Annotated in this window: 22 protein-coding genes; 9 read left to right on the forward strand and 13 right to left on the reverse strand. The window is 56.2% G+C overall.

Annotated features, from left to right (window positions below; genetic code table 11):
- The first annotated feature begins 7 nt into the window (after nt 1-7).
- Nucleotides 8-784 (forward strand): class I SAM-dependent methyltransferase, encoded by a 777-nt coding sequence (locus JFL75_RS05405; RefSeq protein WP_215625667.1) that lies wholly within the window; start codon nt 8-10, stop codon nt 782-784.
- Between the two features lie 12 nt (nt 785-796).
- Here the strand turns inward: JFL75_RS05405 and JFL75_RS05410 are convergent, their stop codons facing one another.
- Complete coding sequence (locus tag JFL75_RS05410; protein WP_215625668.1) at nt 797-2,089, reverse strand: iron-containing alcohol dehydrogenase; 1,293 nt, start codon at nt 2,087-2,089, stop codon at nt 797-799.
- Nucleotides 2,086-2,922: an NAD(+) diphosphatase gene (gene nudC, locus JFL75_RS05415; RefSeq protein ID WP_215625669.1), complete on the reverse strand. Its 837-nt coding sequence runs from the start codon at nt 2,920-2,922 to the stop codon at nt 2,086-2,088. Before nudC ends, JFL75_RS05410 begins: the two co-directional genes overlap by 4 nt.
- A 174-nt stretch (nt 2,923-3,096) precedes the next feature.
- On the opposite strand from nudC, the gene msrA reads away from it, so the two are divergent.
- From msrA to amrS, 3 genes are all read left to right on the forward strand, one after another.
- A complete protein-coding gene (gene msrA / locus JFL75_RS05420) occupies nt 3,097-3,630 on the forward strand; it encodes a peptide-methionine (S)-S-oxide reductase MsrA (RefSeq protein ID WP_215625670.1) in 534 nt (177 codons plus the stop codon).
- Nucleotides 3,631-3,751: 121 nt separating this feature from the next.
- Nucleotides 3,752-4,132: a hypothetical protein gene (locus tag JFL75_RS05425; RefSeq protein WP_215625671.1), complete on the forward strand. Its 381-nt coding sequence runs from the start codon at nt 3,752-3,754 to the stop codon at nt 4,130-4,132.
- Nucleotides 4,129-5,154, forward strand: a complete 1,026-nt coding sequence (amrS, locus tag JFL75_RS05430) for an AmmeMemoRadiSam system radical SAM enzyme (RefSeq protein ID WP_215625672.1) — start codon at nt 4,129-4,131, stop codon at nt 5,152-5,154. Before JFL75_RS05425 ends, amrS begins: the two co-directional genes overlap by 4 nt.
- A 6-nt stretch (nt 5,155-5,160) precedes the next feature.
- On the opposite strand, the gene JFL75_RS05435 is transcribed toward amrS, so the two are convergent.
- From JFL75_RS05435 to ileS, 4 genes are all read right to left on the reverse strand, one after another.
- Nucleotides 5,161-5,466 (reverse strand): zinc ribbon domain-containing protein, encoded by a 306-nt coding sequence (locus JFL75_RS05435; RefSeq protein WP_215625673.1) that lies wholly within the window; start codon nt 5,464-5,466, stop codon nt 5,161-5,163.
- An 18-nt stretch (nt 5,467-5,484) separates the two neighbouring features.
- Nucleotides 5,485-5,766: an FmdB family zinc ribbon protein gene (locus JFL75_RS05440; protein ID WP_215625674.1), complete on the reverse strand. Its 282-nt coding sequence runs from the start codon at nt 5,764-5,766 to the stop codon at nt 5,485-5,487.
- Between the two features lie 84 nt (nt 5,767-5,850).
- The gene (locus JFL75_RS05445; RefSeq protein WP_215625675.1) at nt 5,851-6,765 is read right to left on the reverse strand and encodes a hypothetical protein; all 915 of its coding nucleotides are present in this window, start codon (nt 6,763-6,765) and stop codon (nt 5,851-5,853) included.
- Between the two features lie 19 nt (nt 6,766-6,784).
- A complete protein-coding gene (ileS, locus tag JFL75_RS05450) occupies nt 6,785-9,949 on the reverse strand; it encodes an isoleucine--tRNA ligase (RefSeq protein WP_215625676.1) in 3,165 nt (1,054 codons plus the stop codon).
- Between the two features lie 328 nt (nt 9,950-10,277).
- On the opposite strand from ileS, the gene nth reads away from it, so the two are divergent.
- Nucleotides 10,278-10,940 carry an endonuclease III gene (gene nth / locus JFL75_RS05455; RefSeq protein WP_215625677.1) on the forward strand — a complete coding sequence of 221 codons (663 nt, stop codon included), beginning with the start codon at nt 10,278-10,280 and terminating at the stop codon, nt 10,938-10,940.
- 279 nt (nt 10,941-11,219) lie between these two features.
- Nucleotides 11,220-11,945 carry a GntR family transcriptional regulator gene (locus JFL75_RS05460; RefSeq protein WP_215625678.1) on the forward strand — a complete coding sequence of 242 codons (726 nt, stop codon included), beginning with the start codon at nt 11,220-11,222 and terminating at the stop codon, nt 11,943-11,945.
- A 3-nt stretch (nt 11,946-11,948) separates the two neighbouring features.
- On the opposite strand, the gene JFL75_RS05465 is transcribed toward JFL75_RS05460, so the two are convergent.
- The 7 genes from JFL75_RS05465 to ybiA form a co-directional block, all read right to left on the reverse strand.
- Nucleotides 11,949-12,521, reverse strand: coding sequence for an LOG family protein (locus JFL75_RS05465; RefSeq protein WP_215625679.1), 573 nt, complete (start codon nt 12,519-12,521; stop codon nt 11,949-11,951).
- A gap of 11 nt (nt 12,522-12,532) precedes the next feature.
- Nucleotides 12,533-14,029 (reverse strand): CehA/McbA family metallohydrolase, encoded by a 1,497-nt coding sequence (locus JFL75_RS05470; RefSeq protein WP_215625680.1) that lies wholly within the window; start codon nt 14,027-14,029, stop codon nt 12,533-12,535.
- 107 nt (nt 14,030-14,136) lie between these two features.
- A complete protein-coding gene (locus JFL75_RS05475; RefSeq protein WP_215625681.1) occupies nt 14,137-15,429 on the reverse strand; it encodes an ABC transporter substrate-binding protein in 1,293 nt (430 codons plus the stop codon).
- Nucleotides 15,430-15,503: 74 nt separating this feature from the next.
- On the reverse strand, nt 15,504-16,364 hold the full coding sequence (locus tag JFL75_RS05480) for a carbohydrate ABC transporter permease (protein WP_215625682.1): 861 nt from the start codon (nt 16,362-16,364) through the stop codon (nt 15,504-15,506).
- The gene (locus tag JFL75_RS05485; protein ID WP_215625683.1) at nt 16,361-17,278 is read right to left on the reverse strand and encodes a carbohydrate ABC transporter permease; all 918 of its coding nucleotides are present in this window, start codon (nt 17,276-17,278) and stop codon (nt 16,361-16,363) included. The genes JFL75_RS05480 and JFL75_RS05485 overlap by 4 nt, the downstream gene beginning before the upstream one ends.
- Entirely contained in the window at nt 17,268-18,983 is a 1,716-nt protein-coding gene (locus tag JFL75_RS05490; RefSeq protein WP_215625684.1) for a DUF6909 family protein, read from the reverse strand. The genes JFL75_RS05485 and JFL75_RS05490 overlap by 11 nt, the downstream gene beginning before the upstream one ends.
- A gap of 12 nt (nt 18,984-18,995) precedes the next feature.
- Complete coding sequence (gene ybiA, locus JFL75_RS05495; RefSeq protein WP_215625685.1) at nt 18,996-19,451, reverse strand: riboflavin biosynthesis intermediates N-glycosidase; 456 nt, start codon at nt 19,449-19,451, stop codon at nt 18,996-18,998.
- 243 nt (nt 19,452-19,694) lie between these two features.
- Between ybiA and JFL75_RS05500 the strand changes: the two genes are divergently transcribed.
- From JFL75_RS05500 to JFL75_RS05510, 3 genes are read left to right on the forward strand one after another with little or no spacing between them, the layout of a single operon-like run.
- Nucleotides 19,695-20,345, forward strand: coding sequence for a redox-sensing transcriptional repressor Rex (locus tag JFL75_RS05500; RefSeq protein WP_215625686.1), 651 nt, complete (start codon nt 19,695-19,697; stop codon nt 20,343-20,345).
- On the forward strand, nt 20,338-21,360 hold the full coding sequence (locus JFL75_RS05505; protein ID WP_215625687.1) for a class I SAM-dependent methyltransferase: 1,023 nt from the start codon (nt 20,338-20,340) through the stop codon (nt 21,358-21,360). Before JFL75_RS05500 ends, JFL75_RS05505 begins: the two co-directional genes overlap by 8 nt.
- Nucleotides 21,350-21,913 carry a hypothetical protein gene (locus tag JFL75_RS05510; protein ID WP_215625688.1) on the forward strand — a complete coding sequence of 188 codons (564 nt, stop codon included), beginning with the start codon at nt 21,350-21,352 and terminating at the stop codon, nt 21,911-21,913. The genes JFL75_RS05505 and JFL75_RS05510 overlap by 11 nt, the downstream gene beginning before the upstream one ends.
- Nucleotides 21,914-21,959: the final 46 nt, after the last annotated feature.

Genomic DNA, 21,959 nt, shown 5'->3' on the forward strand with positions numbered 1-21,959 from the left:
GGGAACCATGGATATTGCCTCGTACAACTGTGATGCCTGGGAAGAGGAAGTAAAAAAACGGAATAAATGGACCGTGCCGGCGGACAGCGAAACCATTGCCGCGGCCCGGAAGGGCATTTTCTCACTCCTTCTGACGCCGGCGATTCCGGTTCCCGGCGGCTGGTTAGGGGATATTGCCGGAAAGGATATACTCTGCCTCGCTTCCGGAGGAGGACAGCAGGGACCGGTACTGGCGGCGGCGGGCGCCACGGTAACGGTCTTCGACAACTGCGGCGCCCAGCTTAACCAGGACCGGCTGGCGGCGGAACGGGAAAGCCTCAAGCTGAACTGCGTCCGGGGAGATATGCGGGATTTATCGGCATTTCCCGATGGATCCTTTGACCTCATCGTCCACCCTGTATCCAACGTATTCGTGGCACCCATACAGCCCGTATGGGATGAATGCAGCCGGGTCCTCAGGCCCGGAGGAGCGCTTCTTTCGGGGTTCTGCAATCCCGTGATCTATATTTTCGACTATACAGCCTGGGAAAAATCCAAGGAACTGCGGGTCCGGTACGGTATACCCTATTCGGACCTTGATGATCTGCCCGAAGCGGAACTGAAGGAACGGATTGCCCGGAAGGAACCCATGGAGTTCGGCCATTCCCTGGATGATCAGATCGGCGGCCAGCTGCGGGCGGGGTTTTCCATTGCCGGATTTTACGAGGATACCGCCGGCGGCGGCATGCTGGATCCGTATATCAAAACCTTCATCGCCACCAGGGCGGTAAAACAGCGCCTCTGAGAATCAGCCTTGTCAGGCGTCCGCCCCTTCCCGGAGCAGGGCTTCGTAATCCGCGGTTTTCAGCGGGACGGGGTTTGACTTAGCGGCGGCCAGCGCCGCCAGCCGGGGGATCTCCAGAACATCAAACCCGAAGGCAGTCCACGGCGGAAGCCGCGCCAGTTCGGTAAAGCCCCTGATCCGTTCAAGGAGCAGCCCCGCTCCCCGCTCGAATTCAATGCCGCCGGTTCCATAGAAGCACGAGTTGCTGTCGCCGTTCAGGAGGTATCCCGCCCGGGCATAGGCGGCGTAGGCCTGCTCGTAATTCCGGCGGTCCCCGGCACTCAGCTTTCCGGAGCCAAGCCCCCGGGCCAGCCGCTCAATATTGAGCCGGGCGCCGGCGCCGATAAGCCTTCCGCAGATAGTTCCATGGGGAACCGGGAACCGCCCCCCCACAACGGAAGCCAGGGCGTGGACAGAGCCGAGGCCGGCGTTTGCCAGGGCCAGCCCCGAAACATAGGCGGCGTAGGCCAGATCCGCCCGGGCTTCAATATCGTTTCCGTCCTGGAGCACCCGTTCGTACCCCCTGCCGAAGGCCTGCACCGCCCCGGCGCAGAGATCCGAAATAACAGGCGTTACCAGAGGAGACGTCCAGGCCTCCAGCAGCTGGGTCAGGGCATCGAGGCCGCTGGCGGCGGTAATATCCCGGGGACAGGAAAGGGCCAGTTCCGGATCCACCACCGCAGCGGCCGGAAGATACCTGTCGTGGCGCAGGGATTTTTTGAATCCCTCCTCACCGACCCGGGAAATCACCGCGTTTTTAGTGGCCTCAGAGCCGGTCCCGGCGGTGGTGGGACAGGCAATAAACAGAGCGGTAGAGCCGTCGGGTTTTCGGGTGCCCACTCCTTCGAGGAAATCCGCCACAGACGGCGCCGGTATATCCCGGGCCGCAGCGGGAAGCATGGCGGCTATGGCTTTTCCCGCGTCCAGGGCACTGCCGCCGCCGATACCCACCACGGCTATTTCATTCCGGATTGCCATTTCCTGGCCCCAGGAAGCAAAAACATCCCTGACAGCGGTGTCAACGAATTCCGGCGACGGTTCCCCGGAACAGCGGAAATGGAGGATCTTGAAGCCTTTTTCCCGCAGAGCGGCGGTGAACTTACCGAGCTGCGGGATCCGGTCAAAGGAAGCTCCCCCGGTAACCAGGACCAGATGCTCCGCCGTTACACCCGCGCCGCCCGCGTTTTCCCTGATAATCTCCGGAAGGCGGCTGACCGCGCCAGGACCGAATTCAAGGCGGCTGTTTCCGCAGTGGGTAAATTTCATGATAAATCCTCCGTATATGAAAGCCCCTGCCCGGAAAGCCACTGGTCGATTATGCGCCGGGCGATGGCGCCTTTTTTCGGGATAGTGGGGAGTTTATCCCCGGGAAACCACTGTGCGTCATGGATTTCGACCCCGTCCGGCTTGACCGTACCGCCGGTGTACCTGGCTTTAAATCCGATCATGAGGGAATTCGGAAAAGGCCAGGGCTGGGATGTTATGTACTGAATATCATCCAGATCAATCCCGACTTCCTCCTTTGCTTCCCGGGCAACGGTTGATTCGAGGCACTCCCCTGCTTCAACGAAACCGGCAATAAGACTGTACATGCCGTTCAGGAATTTACGGTTGTTTGCCAGAAGAATCCGGTTGCGGTCATCGTAAATAAGAACGATTACCGCCGGAGAAATCCGGGGGAATTCAATCCTTCCGCATTGCGGACAGATCCGGGAGATATCGTCGGGACAGTCCCGGTTGGCGGCGCCGCACCGGCCGCAGAAAACCGATTCCTTCCGCCACTGGATAATATGGTAAGCCCTGAGTATATCCCATACCGGGTGGTTCCGGCAGGAGGATTCTTCGGCCAGCGGAATAAATGAACGGATCGGAAGGGCCCGCCATCCGGGCGGCAGAGCGGCGGATTCATCCAAAAGGATGCAATCTATGGTTTCCGAACAATCCAGAGTCGGAACCGCTGTTATTTCAGCTCCGGGGAAAAACCCGGCGGCACCGCTGCCGGCCCCGAAGATAATTTTATCATCCGGCACTGTTCCGGGCGCGAGCAGGTTTGTTCCATGAAAAATATATACACTCCGGTTCCGGTTTTCTTCAGACATACGTTCTCCCTATTATTATAGTAGGGCATACCGCCGTGGTGAAGTCAAGGGTTACCGGGAGTTATGGCGCCCGCATTGCAGCAGTATCGGTGCTTAACCCAATATCCGGACAATCGTAATAAATAATGCAGGTACCCGGGATATATTTAGTATCTTATATACGAGGGTGCTGTAATGAATAATAAAAAAACCGAAACCGCGGTCCTGGGCGGAGGATGCTTCTGGTGTATCGAAGCGGTTTTCCGGAGAATTCCGGGAATCATATCCGTCACCGCGGGATACGCCGGCGGAAGCCGGGAAAAACCGGATTACGCCCAGGTATGTTCAGGGCTGACCGGACACGCGGAAGTTGTCCGGCTGGAATACGATCCGGAACAGATATCCTATGCGGCAATACTGGATATTTTCTTTGCTGCCCATGATCCGACAACCATAAACAGGCAGGGAGCCGATACGGGACCGCAGTACCGCTCGGTGATTCTGTACGGGGATGATACACAGAAGGAAACGGCGGAAAAAAAGATCGCGGAGCTCGCTGTTTCGGGAAAATTCAAGCGGGACATTGTCACGGAGGTTCTTCCCCTGGAACATTTCTGGGAAGCCGAAGGAGAACACCAGGATTACTTTGAGAAACATCCCTATGCGGGATACTGCCGGGTGGTTATTCAGCCTAAAATCGACAAACTCAGACTCCCAGGACGCGCTTAATCAGGATGTACAGATTTAAAAAGCTTGATTGTCCCCTTTCCTCATTTTATAGTTAATAGAGTAGATTGGGGTTATCCGGAAAGTCCGGACGGCCTGCGGATCATACCACAAGGAGCCTATCGTGAGCATCAGCAGCTATCTGAATACCCTCCCCCTCAGCGAGGTCATCAAATACGCCGGAGGGCCGCCCAAGGACGCGATTCCCTTTGAGGGCGTCCCCAAACAGCATCCGTCGGATAAAAAAAAGCTCATCCTGCTGTACGATCCCCTGGGAGAAACTCCCACGGTAATCGAATTCAAACTGGAGGATCTGCTCCATATTGAGGACCTCCACTCCGCGGTAACCGAAGCCGGGGAAGGCATCCATCTGGTGAAACTGTGGATCCGCAAGGGCGCTCGCGGTGTGATCATGGAACCCTTTGAAGTGGATAATCCCATTTATTTTAAACAAAAAATTGAGGATATACAGGACCGGTTTCTAAAATCCGTCCACCGGCAATGAACGACAGCGTCCGTTATTTTGACAGCCAAGATCCCCGCACCGGCGGAAACTCCCTGATCTGCGGCCTCTGCCCGAACCGCTGCAGTATTCCCCTGGGCGGCGCCGGCCGGTGCCGGGTCAGAAAAAACAACGGAGGCCGAGGAGAACTGCCCTTCCAGGGATATATCACCGCCATGGCGGAGGATCCTATTGAAAAGAAGCCGCTGTACCATTTCCGCCCGGGATCATCGGTATTGTCGGTAGGATTTGCCGGGTGCAACCTCCGGTGTCCCTTCTGCCAGAACTGGCATATTTCACAGAATACCGACTGTCCCGGCGCGTTCAGTTCCCCCGGTGAATTAACCGAAGCCGCGGCGCGCCGGGGCTGCACGGAACTGGCCTACACGTATTCGGAACCTCTGGTGCATTTTGAATTCCTCGTAGCGGCCATGGCTCTTGCCCGGAAGGCGGGAATAGCGAATGTGCTGGTAACCAACGGCTGCATTTCCGAGGAACCCGCCCGGGAAATCCTTGATCTCACCGACGCGGTCAACGTGGATTTAAAGTCGTTTTCTGAAACCACCTACAAAAACACCCTCGGCGGCAGCCTAGACTGCGTGCTCGGGTTTATCCGTGCGGCCCGGGATCTGGGGGTCCATACGGAAATAACCACCCTCATCGTTCCTGATCTGAATGACAGCCCTGATGAAACCGGAGAAATCATAGATTTTATCGCGTCCCTTTCGCCGGATATTCCGTGGCACCTCTCCGCCTACCATCCGGCTTTTAACTGGAACGCCCCGCCCACGGATCCCTTCGCGCTGGCGGAAATAGCCCGCAGGGCAAAGGAAAAACTCCACTTTGTGTATGTGGGGAATCTCCCGGGTTTTGACAACGAAACCCGCTGCACCGGCTGCGGTGCTGTACTGGTAAGCCGCCGGGGTTACCGGACCGAAATCCCGGGCCTCGCGGCGGATAAGCTGCCGGGGCACAAGGGCTGCAGCTGCGCTTCCTGCGGAAAAACCGCTCCTATAATTCCATAACCGTGATTACCGGAGAATAAAATACAGCGCCGCGGAAACCGCCAGCACCGCCAGGGCAGTTACCAGGTATACCCATGGGGGCAGCCTTCCGGCGGTGTGGACTTCACGCTGTTTTAGAGGGGTGCCGCCGGAGGGCGGCGCGGAGTATCCGCAGGAGGGACAGCCCTGGGCGAAGAGATTTTCGGCGCCGGTAAAGTCGCATTTCGGACACCGGACCGACGCAAAGTACCGGCCGCAGCTGGGACAATGCTTGGCGTCCCGGGGTACTTCCGAACCGCAGTTCTCACAGAAGAAACGGGGACGCTTTTTCATGAATTTCCCGGAAAGACCTTAACCGGCCACCTGTGAATTCCCCGCGCAGCCGCTGTCGGCTTTTGAGCAGCCGGCGCAGGCCGTTTCGGAGGATTTGGAAGTCGTTTTCTTTCCGCCGCCGCCTTTCTTGTCGGTAACATAGAAACCGGAGCCCTTAAAAATGACCCCCATCCCGCCGTTGATGACCCGGCGGACTTCCTTCCCGCATTCGGGGCAGACTTTCACCGGTTCGTCGCTCATGTTCTGGAAAACATCGAAATAATGCCCGCAGGTTTTGCATTCGTATTCATAGGTAGGCATAAAATAACCTCATTATAAACGGTAAACCCCTTCCCTGGAGAAGGGGTGAATATTGAAAGGATTGTTTAGTAAACGTACATTCCCTTATTCAGAATATACTGAGAACATGCTGAAAAGTAAAGCCATACCCTCCGCTGTCATGGGCCCTGTCCGTATAATAAGGGAGGAACCGTCCAGTTCCGGCGGGTGCGTGAAAAGCGCCGCCATGGCCTCTGCCGCGGGATCGTCTTCCCAGGCCGCCGCGGAACCTAAAAAGGCCCGGGCCAGGGAAAAAATGGACTGGAACGCCCGGGCCTGGCTCGGGGTTGGGGTTTCAACATAAAAAAGCCCGCTGTACAGGTCGAAACCGGAGGATCCGGTATTGCCGGGGTCTCCATAGAGCCCGAAAAATATCCGTTCCGCCGGAAATTTGAGGGAAATTCCCAGGGCTGAGAAGAAACTGTTGATGGGGTCCGCCGCGTCCTCGACGAGGCCCGCCATGGCCGAACCGGCCTGGAGTTCCCGGAGGCGTTGGGGGGACTCAAACCCCGGGGGAACAATAAAGGGGTCCCCGTCGGACACATAGGCGGTATTCTTATTCAAAGCCATGGAAACACCAAAAGCATCCGAATGCCAGTAGGCATTGCCGGTTTCGGATTTGTTCTTTTTCCATGATGAACTGAACGTAAACGACAGCGCGCTCCGGAAACTCGGGAACTTTCCCTGGGCAACGGCCATATACCGCCGGGCGGTCCCCTTTGGGTAGAGGGCCGCCGCCGCGGTTTCGGTCATGTCCAGGGCATCCTTGGTTGCCAAGCCGCTTATGGCCCCGAAGTCAGCCAGCTCGAGGATGGGCCGGGCGGCGGGCACATCGATATAGAGGTACGCCGACGCACCCGGGGCAAGCGGAGCAAACACATCGGGCAGTTCCTTATAAAAGGAAACCGGCTTCGGATTGCTCGCGCAGGACGCGAGAACCCAGAGCCCCAGTATGGCCGCCGCGGCTTTTGCCGTCCGCATACAAATACGGCTCATGGCGCTACGCTTTCTCAATTTTTACCGACCAGGATTCGTCCCCGGCTTCGAGTTCCGTCATACCCTCTGCGGAGCCCCACTCTATCCGGGTCGCCAGGGTTTCCGCGGCGACGTAATCGGCAAAGTCCTCCCAGGCGGCTTTCAGCCGGTCCGACCCTGACAGGCGCAGAACAATCCGGTCGGTCACGGCCAGGCCTATTTCCTTCCTGAGATTCTGTACGCCCCGGACAAGGTCCCGGACATCCCCTTCCCGGGACAGTTCCTCGGTGACCTCCGTATCGAGCCCTACTGTGAGGGTTCCTTCGTTGAGCACCTTGAGGTTCGCCTTTTCGAGCCGCCGGATGTCGAGTTTTTCCGCGGTGATGTCCACGGTTTTTCCGGCCACATCGATGGAAAGAGTCGCCCCGTCCAGAAGGCCCTGTATCTCGGACTGGCTCAGGGTTTCGATGCGTCCGGCCGCTGTTTTCATATCCTTGCCCAGCTCTTTGCCCAGAACCCGGAAATTCGCCTTGGCCTGGTATTCGACCAGGTCTTCCTCGTTGTCCCGGAAGACTACGTTTTTTACGTTCAGTTCTTCCCGGATGATGTCCTCCATTTCCAGGAGCACCTTTTTCTCATCCGGATTCCGGGTTACCAGTTCCACGGTTTTCAGGGGCTGGCGGACTTTTACGTTGTACTGTGACCGGAGGGCCCGGCCCATGGAGACCGCGTGCTGCACCGCCGCCATTTTAAATTCCAGGTCCCGGTCGCGCCGGGCTTCGTCCACTGCCGGAAAATCCGTCAGGTGCACCGATTCGGGGTCGTTTTCATTTTTGAGGTTGAACCAGATCGCGTCGGTGATAAAGGGCATTATCGGGCACGCCACGGCGATCAGGGTCCTGAGCACGGAATACAGGGTTCCGTAGGCTTCGGTTTTGTCCCCGTCGTTCTCACTGCGCCAGAACCGTCGGCGGGACCGCCGGATGTACCAGTTGTTGAGCAGGTCGATAAAATCGATGATGGGGTCCACCGCTTTGGACAGGTCGTACACGTCCAGGGCGCCGCCGACCTTTTCCTTGAGGGCTTCCGCCATGGAAAGGATCCATTTATCCAGAGGATTGGAGGGATTCGCCGGAGCGGCCGCCGGGGTAATGCCGTCGATGTTCGCGTAAGTTACGAAGAAACTGTAGGCGTTCCAGAGGGGAATGATGATGCTCTTCATGATATCCCGGACGCCGTCGTCGGTGTACCGGAGATCGTCGGATTTAACGATGGCTGAATGCATCAGGAAGAGGCGCACCGCGTCGGAGCCGAAGGTATTTACCACCTCAATGGGATCGGTGTAGTTCCGCAGGCTCTTGGACATTTTCTTGCCGTCCCCGGCGAGGACCAGGCCGCTGACCACGCAGTTGAGGAAGGCCGGCCGCTTGAACAGCGCCGCCGCCAGGACCGTCAAAGTATAAAACCACCCCCGGGTCTGGTCGAGGCCTTCGTTGATAAAATCCGCGGGAAAATGGGCGTCGAAGAATTCCTTGTTCTCAAATGGATAGTGGTTCTGGCCGTAGGGCATGGCCCCGGATTCGAACCAGCAGTCCAGTACCTCCGGGATGCGGTGCATGGTTCCGCCGCATTCGCAGGGTATGGTGATCCCGTCGATGATGTGTTTGTGCAGATCTTCCGGCTCGGCGCCGGAAAGTTCCTTGAGTTCCGCCCGGCTCCCGATGCAGATGGTTTTGGCGCAGTCGCCGCATTTCCAGATCGGCAGGGGATTGCCCCAGTACCGGTTCCGGCTGATAGCCCAGTCCCGGGCGCCTTCGAGCCATTTGCCGAAGCGGCCGTGTTTAATATGCTCGGGAACCCAGTAGATCTGTTCGTTGGCGTCGATCATATCCTGTTTGATGTCTTCCACCCGCACAAACCAGGAACTGACCGCCCGGTAGATGAGCGGACTCTGGCAGCGCCAGCAGTGGGGATAGGCATGGAGGATCTGTTCCCGCTTGACGAGTCTGCCCTCAGCTTTGAGGCGGTCCATGATGGCCTTGTCCGCGTCCTTGACAAAGAGTCCCTTAAAATCCGGTACCTCATCGGTAAAACGGCATTCCGCGTCCACCGGGCAGATTGTGGGAATTCCCGTTCCTTTGAGAACCCGCTGGTCGTCCTCACCGAAACCCGGTGCGGTATGGACAATACCGGTGCCGTCCCCGGTGGTGACGTAATCTCCGGGATAGGTTCTGAATGCGTTCTCCGAAGCGTCCCTGAAGTACGGAAACAGCGGTTCATATTGGATACCGATCAGCTCGGAACCTTTCTTTTTCCAGATAACCTTGTATTCCGATTCATCCTTATAGTAAGCTCCCAGCCGGGCTTCCGCCAGGATATAGCGGTCACCGCCGTCCTCAATGAGCACATAATCAATATCCGGGCCCATAACCAGAGCCAGGTTTGACGGCAGGGTCCAGGGTGTGGTGGTCCAGGCGAGGATATAGGTTTTCCCGTCCCCAAGGCCGTCAAGACCGCCGGCAGCCGCGGGAGTACCCGCCGCGGTTCCTTTTACCGTAAACCGGACCGTAATGGCCGGATCGTGGACATCCTTGTACCCGCCGAGGTTGAGCTCGTGGTTGGACAGTACCGTGGAACACCGGGGACAGTACGGCAGAATGTAATAGCCTTCGTACAGGAGCCCCTTATCCCAGAGGGATTTCATGACCCACCAGATGGACTCCATGTAATCCGGGTCCATGGTCTTGTAATCGTTGTCGAAATCCACCCAGCGGCCGAGACGGGTGATTACCCGGCGCCATTCATCGACGTACTGGAGCACCGAGGCGCGGCAGGCTTCGTTGAAGTTGGCGATCCCGTATTCCTCGATATCGGTCTTTGAGTTGAGGCCCAGTTCCTTTTCAATGAGATTTTCTACCGGAAGGCCGTGACAGTCCCAGCCGAACCGGCGCTCGACCTTCATGCCCTTCATGGTTTTATAGCGCGGAATAATGTCCTTAATCACATTGGGAACGAAGTGCCCGAAATGGGGCATGCCCGTAGCAAAGGGGGGACCGTCGTAAAATACGTACTCCTCCGCCCCTTCCCGCTGTGTTATGGATTTTTTGAAAATTCCGTTTTTTTCCCAAAAAGCCAATACTTCTTCTTCGAGTTTGGGAAAACTGACCCGGGGGTCCACGCTTTTATACACCTGTGTGCCTCCACTAAGACCGGCCCCGCAAAGGGCCGTTTCTGCAATAGTTTCTATAATATGCCATAAGTTGTATACTTTTTCCAGTAGAAACCCAGGGCATCCGCAGTATACTGAGACCTCCCCGGCGCAGCATGGAAAAACAAATTCCCGGGGTCCTGTCGGATGGAAACAATCCCCGGATCCGGGTATTGCGTTCCATCCGACACCCCGCGTTTCCTGTTCTCACCATGCTGCGGGGCTGCTGCCCGGGCATACTGCGGGTGCCCTGCCGCAGCGGGTGGTACGCGGTCATGGCAGCCTGTTCGGGCTATAAGAGGAGGATTTTATGGATTCAGGGGAAAATACAAAACAGAAGGGAAAACGCCTGGAGAAGATAATTACCGTCCTTCAGCCGCTGTATCCCCGGCTGAAGCCCATGCTTCATTATAAAACACCCTTTCAGCTGCTGGTTGCCACGGTGCTGGCGGCCCAGTGCACCGACGCCATGGTCAATACGGTAACCCCTGCCCTGTTTTCCCGGTATCCCGATCCCAAGGCCCTTTCCGAAGCGCCCCTGGACGATCTGGAAACCATAATCCATTCCACGGGGTTTTACCGGGCAAAATCCCGGAACATCAAAACCCTGTCGGCCATTCTCACCGCGGATTACAGCGGAGAAGTTCCCCGGACCATGGATGAACTCACCCGCCTCCCCGGGGTGGGACGGAAAACCGCGGGGGTAGTGCTTTCGGCGTTCTTTGATGTCCCGGCCATCATTGTGGATACCCATTTTATGCGGGTTACCCGGCGCATGGGATTCACGGATTCGGACAATCCGGCACATATCGAAAAGGATATAGCCGCCGCGGCCCCGGAATCCCAATGGACAGCCATAAGCCACATTCTCAACCAGCACGGCCGGGCCGTCTGCCACGCCCGGAAACCCGAATGCGGTGTCTGCACCGCCGAATATCTCTGTCCGAAAAACGGTGTCCCGGAAAAACCGTAGTCCCTGCCTTTCCTGCCGGATTTTCGGGGCAATTGCCCGTGCAGAAATGATAATGCCTCTCGGTCTCGATCTACCATCTCCCCGGAAACGTCCGCCACCCCAGCCGCAGGCCGCTGAGGAGCTATTCCCCTTGTGATACGACAGGCCCCGCAGAACCATTATCCTCGGGTGCTTTCCGGTTTGAAAGACCCGGTACTTCCCCCTCTCCAGCTTGAAGTTATACCAAATTTGTCATACCATTGTACCGGGAATGTTTTTTCATGTCCCCTGGAGAGCAGCATGAAAACAAAGCATCAGATGCTTTTTACGGACATTCAGAATAAGATCCTCAGCGGCGAATGGTACCACAGCATGCTCATGCCCACGGAGAACGAGCTGTGCCAGATGTACGCCGTGAGCCGGATCACCGTCCGCCGTGCCCTGGATGATCTCGAGCGGATCGGCCTGATAAACCGGATACAGGGAAAGGGCTCCTTCGTAAGCCATGAGATACTCCGGTCCGGAGAAAGCCAGAAAGGCTTCAGCCAGCATCTCGGGGACCTTGGCATACGGATTAATTCTGTGCTCCTGGAAAAGGAATTTACCGGTGCGCCCCAGGACGTCAGCCGCCGGCTGCGGCTTCCCGGCGGTACCCCGGTCTGGCATTTTTCACGGCTCAGGCTGATCGGGGATAAACCCGTGGCCATAATGAATACCTATGTCGCCGAGGCCATGGGCAGGGCCATGCTGGACTACAACCTTGAGGAAGAGTCGTTCTACCATCTCTATGAGAAAATAAGCGGAAAGCCGGTGGCAGCCACCGACGGTACGATAACCGCGATTATCCCGAAACCGGAACTCTGCGATCTTCTGAAGGTTGAGCCCGGATCGGCCCACATCTGGTATAAAAGCGTCGGTTACCTCGAAGGCAATGAACCGGCGGAGGTGAACTATTCAATCTTCAACGCTAATTTATATGAATTTTCGGTCAGCATGAGTGACGTACGGATCATGGAGGTGCCCTGACCGTCAGGGCGCTTTCCACAGCCGGAACTGCGGTTCATATACGCCGAAACGGTCCAGGATTTTTTTACCGGTATCTTCCACAATAAGCAGGTTCCTTTTTTCACGCTCCATAAAACCGGTTTCCGTCATCCTGTCCAGCATGGCAATAAGGGGATCAAAAAAGCCCTCTACATTGAGGAGGGCCACAGGCTTGTCCGACAGCCCAATCTGAAGCCAGGTGAAAATTTCGGCAAATTCATCCAGGGTGCCGATGCCCCCGGGCATGACAATAAAGCCCTGGGCCAGGCGGTACATGGTTTCCTTGCGCTGATGCATGGTTTCCACCAGGATGTATTCGTCTATTTCGAAATCCCTGCTGTGGCTGTGGAACCGCTCCGGGGACACCCCCGTAACGTAGCCGCCGCTCCGCTTTGCCGACAGGGCAACTTCGCCCATCAGGCCCCGGCTTCCCGCGCCGTAGATCAGGGTAATGCCGTTTTCCGCCAGGGTTTTTCCCAGTTCCGATGCGTATTCCCGGTACTTTTCATCATTTCCGAAACTTGATCCGCAGAATACACAAATACGGGAAATATCCACACTGCCCTTCCTTACGTTTTTTTAATCCATATCGGATTTGAAATCAGCCGCATGGTCCGGTGGTCCCGGTGGGCCATACCGTAGAACTGGGATTTTACCAGGTCCTCGTGGAATTCAATCCTGAAATAGGATGATCCGGTCACGGCGTTGCGAACCGCCTCGGGGCCGGCGGAAAATGAATGGGTTTTGGTTTCACCGAAATCCGCTGAACCGAAGTAGATGATATCATGGATCATTCCGTCGGTAAATATAAAGAGATTGCCCGAGCAGGGGGTGTTCAGTTCCGCGGTAAAAGTGCATTCCTGCCCCGGGGCAAGTTCCAGGGTATCCCCCATACCGTATTCCTGGCCTCCGGAGCGGCACACAAACCGCAGTCTCGACGTTCCCATGGCAATATAGGAAGCGCCCCGTTTGAGCCCCCGGAGGATATCTTCCCGGCAGAGGGATTCCGCGTATACCCAGTTCCGGATCTGGCCCAGCTTCCACGGGCCTTCTTGGGTGGGATGGTGGGAATCGCTGCTTCCGATCCCGGTAAGGCGGATGCCCCGGCACAGAAAGCCGTCCCAAAGGGTGGGATACAGAAACGCCGTCTCCCGGTCAGGAAGGCACCAGATTTCGAGGAGGTCCGCTTTTTCCAGGGGAAAATCATGGTAGCGCCAGGCCACGAGACCGCTCAGGGGATGGTTTATGCAGAAAAGGCCCCCCTGCCGGTGGGCTTCGTCGGCGATACCTTCCATGGAAGGAGGCGTTTCGAGCCCGAGAAATTCCGCCAGCTCCCGGTTATCATCCACCAGGGGATTGACCCAGGTACGGAGGCCGTGGACGTTGGCGTGGCCGAAATCCCCGGAAACTTCCATACTCTGAATGAACAGGGGCGGCCCCTGCCGCCGCAGTTCTTCTATCCGCAGCCAATGGGCCGCGGTAAAATGGTCGGTCAGGGCAACAAAATCAAGATTTTCCCGCCGGGCGGCTTCGTATATTTCGGCGACATCCGTCCTCCCGGTGCTTTCGTTGGAATGGACGTGGAGTTCCCCGGAATACCATCCCGGGGCATTGCCGTACCGGTCACCAGCGAAGGTGAGGTTCCCGGGGAATATATTCGAAGAAGAGAAACCGGCGCCGTCCGTCTCAAAGGCTGCCGAAACATCCACGGTAACGGGAATATCCTCGGAAAACCGCCGTTTGTACAGCAGCAGGTGCCACTCACCGGCAGGGAGGGGACCGGGAATTCCCCCGGGTCCGGCTTCGCGGATCCCGACGAGGGAAACATCCTCCGTATCCCCGATGGTTCCTTCGGAAATACGCATGAGCCGGATGGTTCCTTGGGAATCGAAGAGAATCACCGGGATCTGCGCGGAAAAAACGGAGCTGCGTCCCACCGTGACGGAGATACCGGAACAGCCCCGGGGAACGGAAAAGGCGATTCTCAAAAACCGCCGGGACTGAGCGCCATCGGAACCGTCATGCAGCAGGGTATATGATTCATGGAATAGTATTCGGGATGTCACGCCAAGTCCTTTTCAAAAAAGGCGGCCCGGAAGAACCGATGCCGCCGTATTCATTGAGTATACAGAAATCAACGGATCTGTTCGATAACTACCGTTACCGGACAGGGTTAAAAAATAAATTCACCGTTGGCCTTGGCCTCGTCGATTTCTTCCTGGAACTGCCGGGTGTATTCGTCCAGGACCTTTTTTACATCCTCATTGTTGAGGATTATCCGGCTGATCATATCATTGACCCGGTTAAAAACATCCCGGATGTTTTTAGTTGTGCTGGGCGCGGCTTTTCCGTACTGGAGCTGGTCCACCATTTTGACGTACAGGGGATTCTGCTGCATAAAGTCCCGGATATCCTGGCGGCTGCTGACGCTCTGGCGGACCGGAAGGTTTCCCGTACCCATGAAGAATTCCGCCACAATATCGGGGCTGGACATGTATTCAAGGAATTTAACCGCCGCTGCCGTCTGGGCCTGGCTGGCGGCCGCGGTGACGGCGAAGTTCCCGCCGCCCATGGTGATGGCGTGGCCGCCCTTTCCCGCCGGAATGAACTCAAAGGAGGATTCGCTCTTAAGCAGGTTCTGGACTGTGGGAATAAAGGATGAAGTCTGGAATACGGAGGCCACTTTTCCGTCCAGGAACGCGCCGTTCTGCTCCTCAAATCCGCCCACCAGAACGGGCTGCATCAGAAGCAGGCCTTCCTTGTACATCCGCTGGAAGTAGGTCATCATTTCAACCATTTCGGGGCTGTTCAGCAGAACCGTACCGTCGGGGGTGCTGATCTGGGCGCCCCAGGAATAGGCAATCGCGTCGAACAGGAACTGGTGGAAAAAGGCGTATCCGTAATAGTAATCCCTGCCGAGCTTCTTGAACTGTTCCGCCTGGGTCCGGAATTCGGTCCAGGTCTGGGCCGGCTTGGTGATGCCCGCCTGCCGGAGCACATCCATGTTGACGAAAAAGCCCTGGGTGCTGCGGTTGTAGGGAACGGCGTAGAGCTTACCCTGAAACTTAAGATCACTCAGCATGGCAGGGTAAAAATCCTGTACCAGGGAAGCGGGAAGCAGGCCGTCCAGGCTTTTCAGGAGGTTGAGCTGGGCGTACCAGGCGACATCGAGGTAATCCACGATCAGCAGGGCCGGCATATTGCTGCTGTTTGCCGCCGCGGCCACCTTCTGGCGCAGGATGCTGTACCCGCCCTGGTGGACCACCGCGACCCTTACATCCTGCTGGGACGCGTTGAACCGGGCTACCTGCTCATCAAAAAGGGTCGCCTTGCTGCCGCTCAGGGAACTCCACAGTTCAATTGAAACCGTACCGCCGGCGGATGCATCCTCTTTTCCGCCCCCGGCAAACGCAAACGGTACAAGCAGGATGGCCAGACAAAAGACCAGCACGCTTTTTTTATTCATACAATTACTCCTTTACAGAAATTAAATAAACCCGCACAGCCCGGTCTGACAGACCCCCGGCAGTACCGGAAACATTACCCTTTCATTCCGCCCTTCATATAATCGTTGGTAAAGTATTTCTGGAGCGCCAGGTACAGTATTATCATGGGGGCGAGAACGATTATGGTCGCCGCCATGAGCAGATGCCATTGGGTGCCGCCGTCGCTGACTTCCTTCATCATGACAATACCCACCGGCATGGTTCTCCGGTTGATGCTCGAGGTCATGATAAGAACCCAGAAGTAGTCGTTCCACCGCCACTTAAACGCCATCAGGGCATAGGCGATCAGCGCGGGCTGGGCAAGCACCCCCATGATGGTAAAGGCGATCCGGCCGTGGCCCGCGCCTTCAATCCGGGCGGCTTCAACGTACGCCTTCGGTATGGTGCTGAAATTCTGCTTAATGAGAAAAACGCCGTAGGCGTCCACCGCGAAGGGTATTATCAGTCCCTTAAAGGTGTCGAGCCATCCCAGCTTCGATATGGTTGAATACAGGGGGATGATTGCGACCTGGGTCGGCATCATCAGCACCGCCAGCACAAGAATAAACAGGAAGTTCTTCCCCGGGAAACGGAGGTTGGTAAAGGCGTACGCCGCCAGGATCGCGGTAATCAGCTGGAGGACCGTGGCGGAGACAGCGGTAATAAGGCTGTTTACCGCGTAAATCCCGAAGGGCTGCACCACCCAGGCTTTCGCGTAATTGGAGAACCGCGGCGGCCAGGGAATGTTGAGCGGCCGGGTAAGCACCGCCGATGAGTCCGGCTGCAGGCTGGTTATTATCATCCAGAGAAAAGGCACCACCATACACAGGGTCATGAGCGCCATAAATACGATGCCGATGCCGCTAAAGATTGTTTTTCCGGCGTTCCGGCCGGGGGATACGGCTGCGGTGCTCATGATTCGTATTCCCCCTTTTTCGATGAAATGGTCCGCTGGATAACGGTCAGAATAAGCAGTATAAAAAACAGAACCACCGACAGCGCCGCGGCGGTTCCCGCGCGGTTCCGGGCGAAAGCGGTCTGGTAAATATACAGATTAAGCACATTGGTGGTGTTGTAGGGACCGCCCCCGGTCATGACCGACACAATGTCAAACACCTGCATGGCCTGAATCAGGGATGTGATAACCAGGAAGTAGGTAGTAGGCGCCAGCAGGGGAATGGTTATCTTGAATACCTGCTGCACCGGGGAGGCTCCGTCGATTCGGGCCGCTTCGTAAATTTCATCGGATATTCCCGCCAGGCCGCTCATGTAAATGAGCATCACATACCCCACACTCCGCCATACCGAAAGGGAAATGATTATCCACATGGCGTATCCGGGGGTTAAGAGCCACCGGGGACTTTCAAGGCCCAGGGCGCCGAAAATCTGTCCTGACAGACCGAAGTCCGGATCAAAGAGCCATATCCACAGGATGGAGACCGCCGACGCGGTGGTAACGTTGGGTATAAAAAAAACAGTACGCAGTATCTTCGAGCCCATGGTCCGGCGCTGGTACAGCACAACGCCGACCAGAAATCCCAGGACAATCGAAATAACCGTGGACCAGATTGTATAGGTGAAGGTGTTTTTCAGGACCAGCCAGAATGTTTCCGAAGCGAATATGGACTTGTAATTCTGAAACCCGACGAACTTTTTAACCGGGGAAAGAAAATTCCAGGATGTCAGGCTGATCCGGAAATTATCGATCAGAGGGAGGTACTTGAAAACGATAAATATGGCGAAGGCAGGCAGCAAAAACAATGCGGCGGTACCGACTTCCTTCCGGGAGTACCTGGCTGAAAAATCCTTGGGACGCTGCTTATTGAGCATTGGACCTCCTTTCCCGGGAAAAAATCTTCTCCAGCACCGCGTTGGTACAGGCGTAGGTGGAATCGACCCCGTCGGTTTCGAGGCTGTTATCCAGGCGGTGCAACGAAAGAGGATTGTCCGAAACGTAATGGATTATGCCCAGATCCATATCCAGGGACACCATACTGACGGTCTCGTTTTCGGAATACCGTTTGGGCCAGGTCATTTCATACACCGCCGAAAGATAGGGCCCCGCTTCCATCTCAATGTCGGTGATACCCGCGGCCTGGAGGCCGTAGAGCATGTCCGTGTTCTGGAGCAGCGTTCCCAGAACGGTTACCGCCCGCTGGTTGTCGTAAATTCCATGCACGTCCGCGTCGAGAAAGGGCGTTACATCCTTTGCCCGCATGCAGTTTTCGATAAAGTACTGGTTCCGGGTGTGCTGGTCCAGAATCACCGCGGGAATAATCACATCCCCGCGGTCGGCGATCAGGGACGCGGCCTTGCCGATGACGTATACCCCCAGGAGTTTTGTCGCGTGCTCGGCGATTTTATCGAGGATGAAATACGCGGTCCGCCCCAGGGGGTAATCGATATTCAGGATCAGGGCGTTGGATTCCTCCAGAAAAGCCGGGAGCCAGGGACAGTCCTTCTTCTGGGAGGAATACCGGGCGAGTTTTTTAAGATCGATAACCTGGGTAGGAACATCCAGAGTTTTCGGGCTGGCAATCCTGACAATGCCCGCGTTCGATTCCCAGGCGAGGCGTTTCTCCGTAATCGCCGGCCCCTGTTCCGGGTCCTGTTCGTATTTCATCAGAAGATAGAAAAGGATATTGTCCTTCCGCTGTCTGGAATCACCGGGAATCCCCGATTTATTTTTATGGTACTCATTAAGAAGGTCAGCGGAATCCGGGACCGCAGCGGCGTAATCAAGGATTTCCGTTTCGTGGTACCGGGCGAAGCCGCTGAGGACATTGATAAGGCTGTGGGAATTCGATGAAACGAAATAAATCGGCCGGGATTCGATTTCCGGACACCGGGCGTAAATTTCATTCCACCAGATTTCGGTTTCCTTCCGGTACCGGCAGTAGGAGGCTTCGTAATTCTGGACCGCCAGGCTGCACTGTTTTTCCCGGATGGTTGCAATAATCCGGGGAAAGTCTTCTTCGAATATCCGGCTGAGTTTTCCGAGCTGTTCGGCGGTGATCCCCAGGGCGCGGGCGATGCCGTCATACACCCCGCTGTCCAAGGGCGCATCCCCGGAGGGGAGCTGAATCTGCTGCAGAAGGTCATGTGCTTTGTTCCATTCAATCTGAAACGCCAGAAGCGCGGGGATCATGTCGTCAATGTCCGATTTGCTCGCGATAAAGGCAATGAGCGTTTCCGCGCCGTTGTACAGGTACCGCCGCCGCCGTGACTTGGCGTAGACCTCCGCCCATGAGGCCATGGGGACGCCGTTCTCCTCCAGTATCGATTCGGACTGACCGAAGAGAATCTGCTTAACAGAAAAAATACACCGGGGCAGCCGGGAACATACATAGGAGAACGCGCCGGCGTCGAGAAAATTCTCTCCCGCGGATTCATGGATGACATTGTTCATGGCCAGATAGGATGATTCCAGGCGGCTTAAGGGAACCGGGGCGGAACTGTTGAGGGTCTGGTAGGTCAGCTGTACGAAACGGTTGATCGCTTCATTTTCTTCAAGGTAAATTTTCCGGCCGTTCATGAAAGTCCCTTATCAGGTCTTCGGAACCGCGGCGGTGCGCAGTTCCGAGCGGAGTTCCATGAGCAGCTTCCCGAGCATGCTTTTACCGGTTCCGTCCGCGCCGATTCCCCAGAAATAATCCTTCTGGGAATCCTCCATAAGCACGGCGTCTCCGGTATCCAGGAGCTGCCGTTTCATGGCTACATGCTGGGTAAACTTGGCTTCCAGGGCCTTCCGCATCACATCGACCTTGTACGTACCCCAGTCCTCCCGGAGTACGAGCCCGGGGCTGTTTCCCAGGGTCTTGGCGTCGTCACAGGTGGGGGCGTTTTTTATGCGATCCGCCATTTCCGGGTCAAGGGTTTTCTGGGATTGATAGTAATGCTCCACCGAACGGTACACTTCGCCGTCCACTGATATATCAATAACAAAATAATTGGATAAATATCCGTGTTCCTTATATTCGTAATAAAATTTCACTGCATCCATTTGGTATTCTCCGCATCCGTTCCGGTATTAAAATAGCATTGTTATAACATATTTGTTATAACAATAACGTTACATTACCATGGTTTAAACATGAAGTCAATAATTTTTATCGGGAATGATCCGTAAGCTCCGGTAAAAACTGTTGGGCGGACGAGTTTTTTCTTGACTTTTTTATCGATTTATATTTATCGTATTACTAATTACAAAAATATTCAGTACCTACAAAAAGCTAAGGAAGTTACCGTGGCAAAACAGAAAATAAGCGCCGCCCCGTCGGTCCGCCGTCTGCCTTCATATCTCCATATAATCCGGCAGGTAGAACGCGAAGGAAGCGAATATATCTCCGGTACGATTATCGCCCAGGAGCTCAATCTTGAACCAATCCAGGTCAGGAAAGACCTTTCCATAACCGGAATAATCGGAAAGCCGAAAAAGGGATATCCCGTTCACGCGCTTATAACCGCCATTGAGCACTTTCTCGGGTGGGACGACATCCAGGACGCGGTCCTTGTGGGGGTCGGCAACCTGGGAACAGCCCTCATGGGGTACCAGGAGTTCCAGTTCCACGGACTCAATCTTGTGGCGGCCTTTGATATGGATCCCCGCAAAATCGGTTCCACCGTCCATGGTGTACCGGTCCTTCCCATTGAGTCCATGGATATCCAGGTTAAAAATCTCGGGGTAAAACTGGCAATCCTTACGGTCCCCTCCCCCCACGCCCAGGAAACCGCTGATATCCTTATCAAATCCGGTGTGGATGCCATCTGGAATTTCACCAATGTCAAACTGAAGGTTCCCGACAGGGTTCTCGTCCAGAAAGAGGATCTTTCTTCGGGGTACGCCATGCTCTGTGTGATGATGCAGGCCCGGAAACTCGAAAATAAAAATGCCTGATTCCCCGGCGGATACCAAAACCGCCCTCCAGGCGGAAATGCTGTACAACCGGCTGACGAAACGTTTCAGGCACCTCAGAAAATGGGCCCGCCGGACCGGTACCGGCGCCTACAGGCTGTACGACCGGGATATCCCCGAAATTCCCCTGGTCCTCGATGTATACGGTGAAAATTTGGCGGGGGCGCTGTACAAGCGGCCCTATGAAAAGGATCCGCAGGAGGAGGCGCTTTGGCTTGCGGCCATGGCCGCCGCCGCTTCCCGGGCAGCGGATATTCCCGAAGACAGCATCTTTATCAAACAGCGGGAACGCCAGCGGGGCAAATCCCAGTACGAACGGATACAGGCGCAAGGGGTCTTCCGGGATGTTTCCGAAGGGGGCCTTCTGTTCAGGGTCAACCTTTCGGACTACCTCGACACGGGACTGTTTCTCGATCACCGGAAAACCCGGTCCATGGTGCGGGATACGGCTGCGGGCAAACGGGTGCTGAACCTTTTCTGCTATACCGCGAGCTTTTCGGTGTACGCCGCCGCCGGGGGTGCCGCGGGCATTGACTCCGTGGATCTGTCAAACACCTATCTCGACTGGGGAATGGTTAATTTCAAACTCAATGGATTTGATGCTGAAAAAATAACCCCGGAACAGTTTACCGCCGCCGGCCGGCGCGGAAAACCCTACCGGTTTATCCGGGGGGACGGCATCCGGTTTCTCCGGGAAGCCGCCGCCGCGGGCCTGCGCTGGGATCTCATAATCCTCGACCCGCCGACGTTCTCGAATTCCAAAAAGATGAGCGGAACCCTGGATATCCGCCGGGATTACCGGGAGCTCACGGACCGGTGCCTGACCCTGCTCTCCCCCGCCGGCACCCTCTGGTTCAGCACCAACGCCCGGAATTTCACCCTGGATCCCGGGGATTTTCCCGGCTTCACGGTCCGGGATATGAAAAAAGCGACCCTGGATGAAGATTTTAGGGGAAAAAGCCACCGTTCCTGCTATACTTTTACCTATGAAGTATAAATTTTTCTGCGGGGTTCTCGCGGTTCTCTCCTGGGCAGTGATTTCCGGCTGCGTTTCCGGTCCCGGCGGCAGCACCGCGGAATACGGCGGAACCGGAGCCGCGGCGGAACGGGGGACCGGCGGCAGCCCCGAACGGCCCGGGGATTTCGATGACGGCCTGAATACGGCAGCCTTCCGTTCTATTCCCGCGGAAGCCGGAGCGTATCTCAGCCTGCTTTCCCGGGCTTTTTCCCAAAGGGACGGCGATTTTCTCATGGCCCAGGGGGAGCCCCTTTTTGAAAAACAGGTACGCCCCGATTACGACGAAGACGAATACCTGGCCATGCTGTACCGCATTGGTCCCTATGCCGCGGAGTCACCGGACGCGCCGGACAGGCTGCCCCGCCTTACGGTCCGGAATATCCGGGGAATCCGCTATACCGCCTGGGATGAGGTCGATTTTATGCTGGAAATCAGCGGGAGGATTGTCTTTACCGACGGCGCCGATACTCCCTGCCGGATAATGCTGCTCTGGCACCTTCCGGAGCCGAAAATCCTCGGCTGTTTTCCGTAACCCCGTCAGGCCTGCGGGGATAAAAAAAACCGCCCCTTGGGGGCGG

It is taken from the genome of Breznakiella homolactica, assembly GCF_016616095.2.
GTDB lineage: Bacteria > Spirochaetota > Spirochaetia > Treponematales > Breznakiellaceae > Breznakiella > Breznakiella homolactica.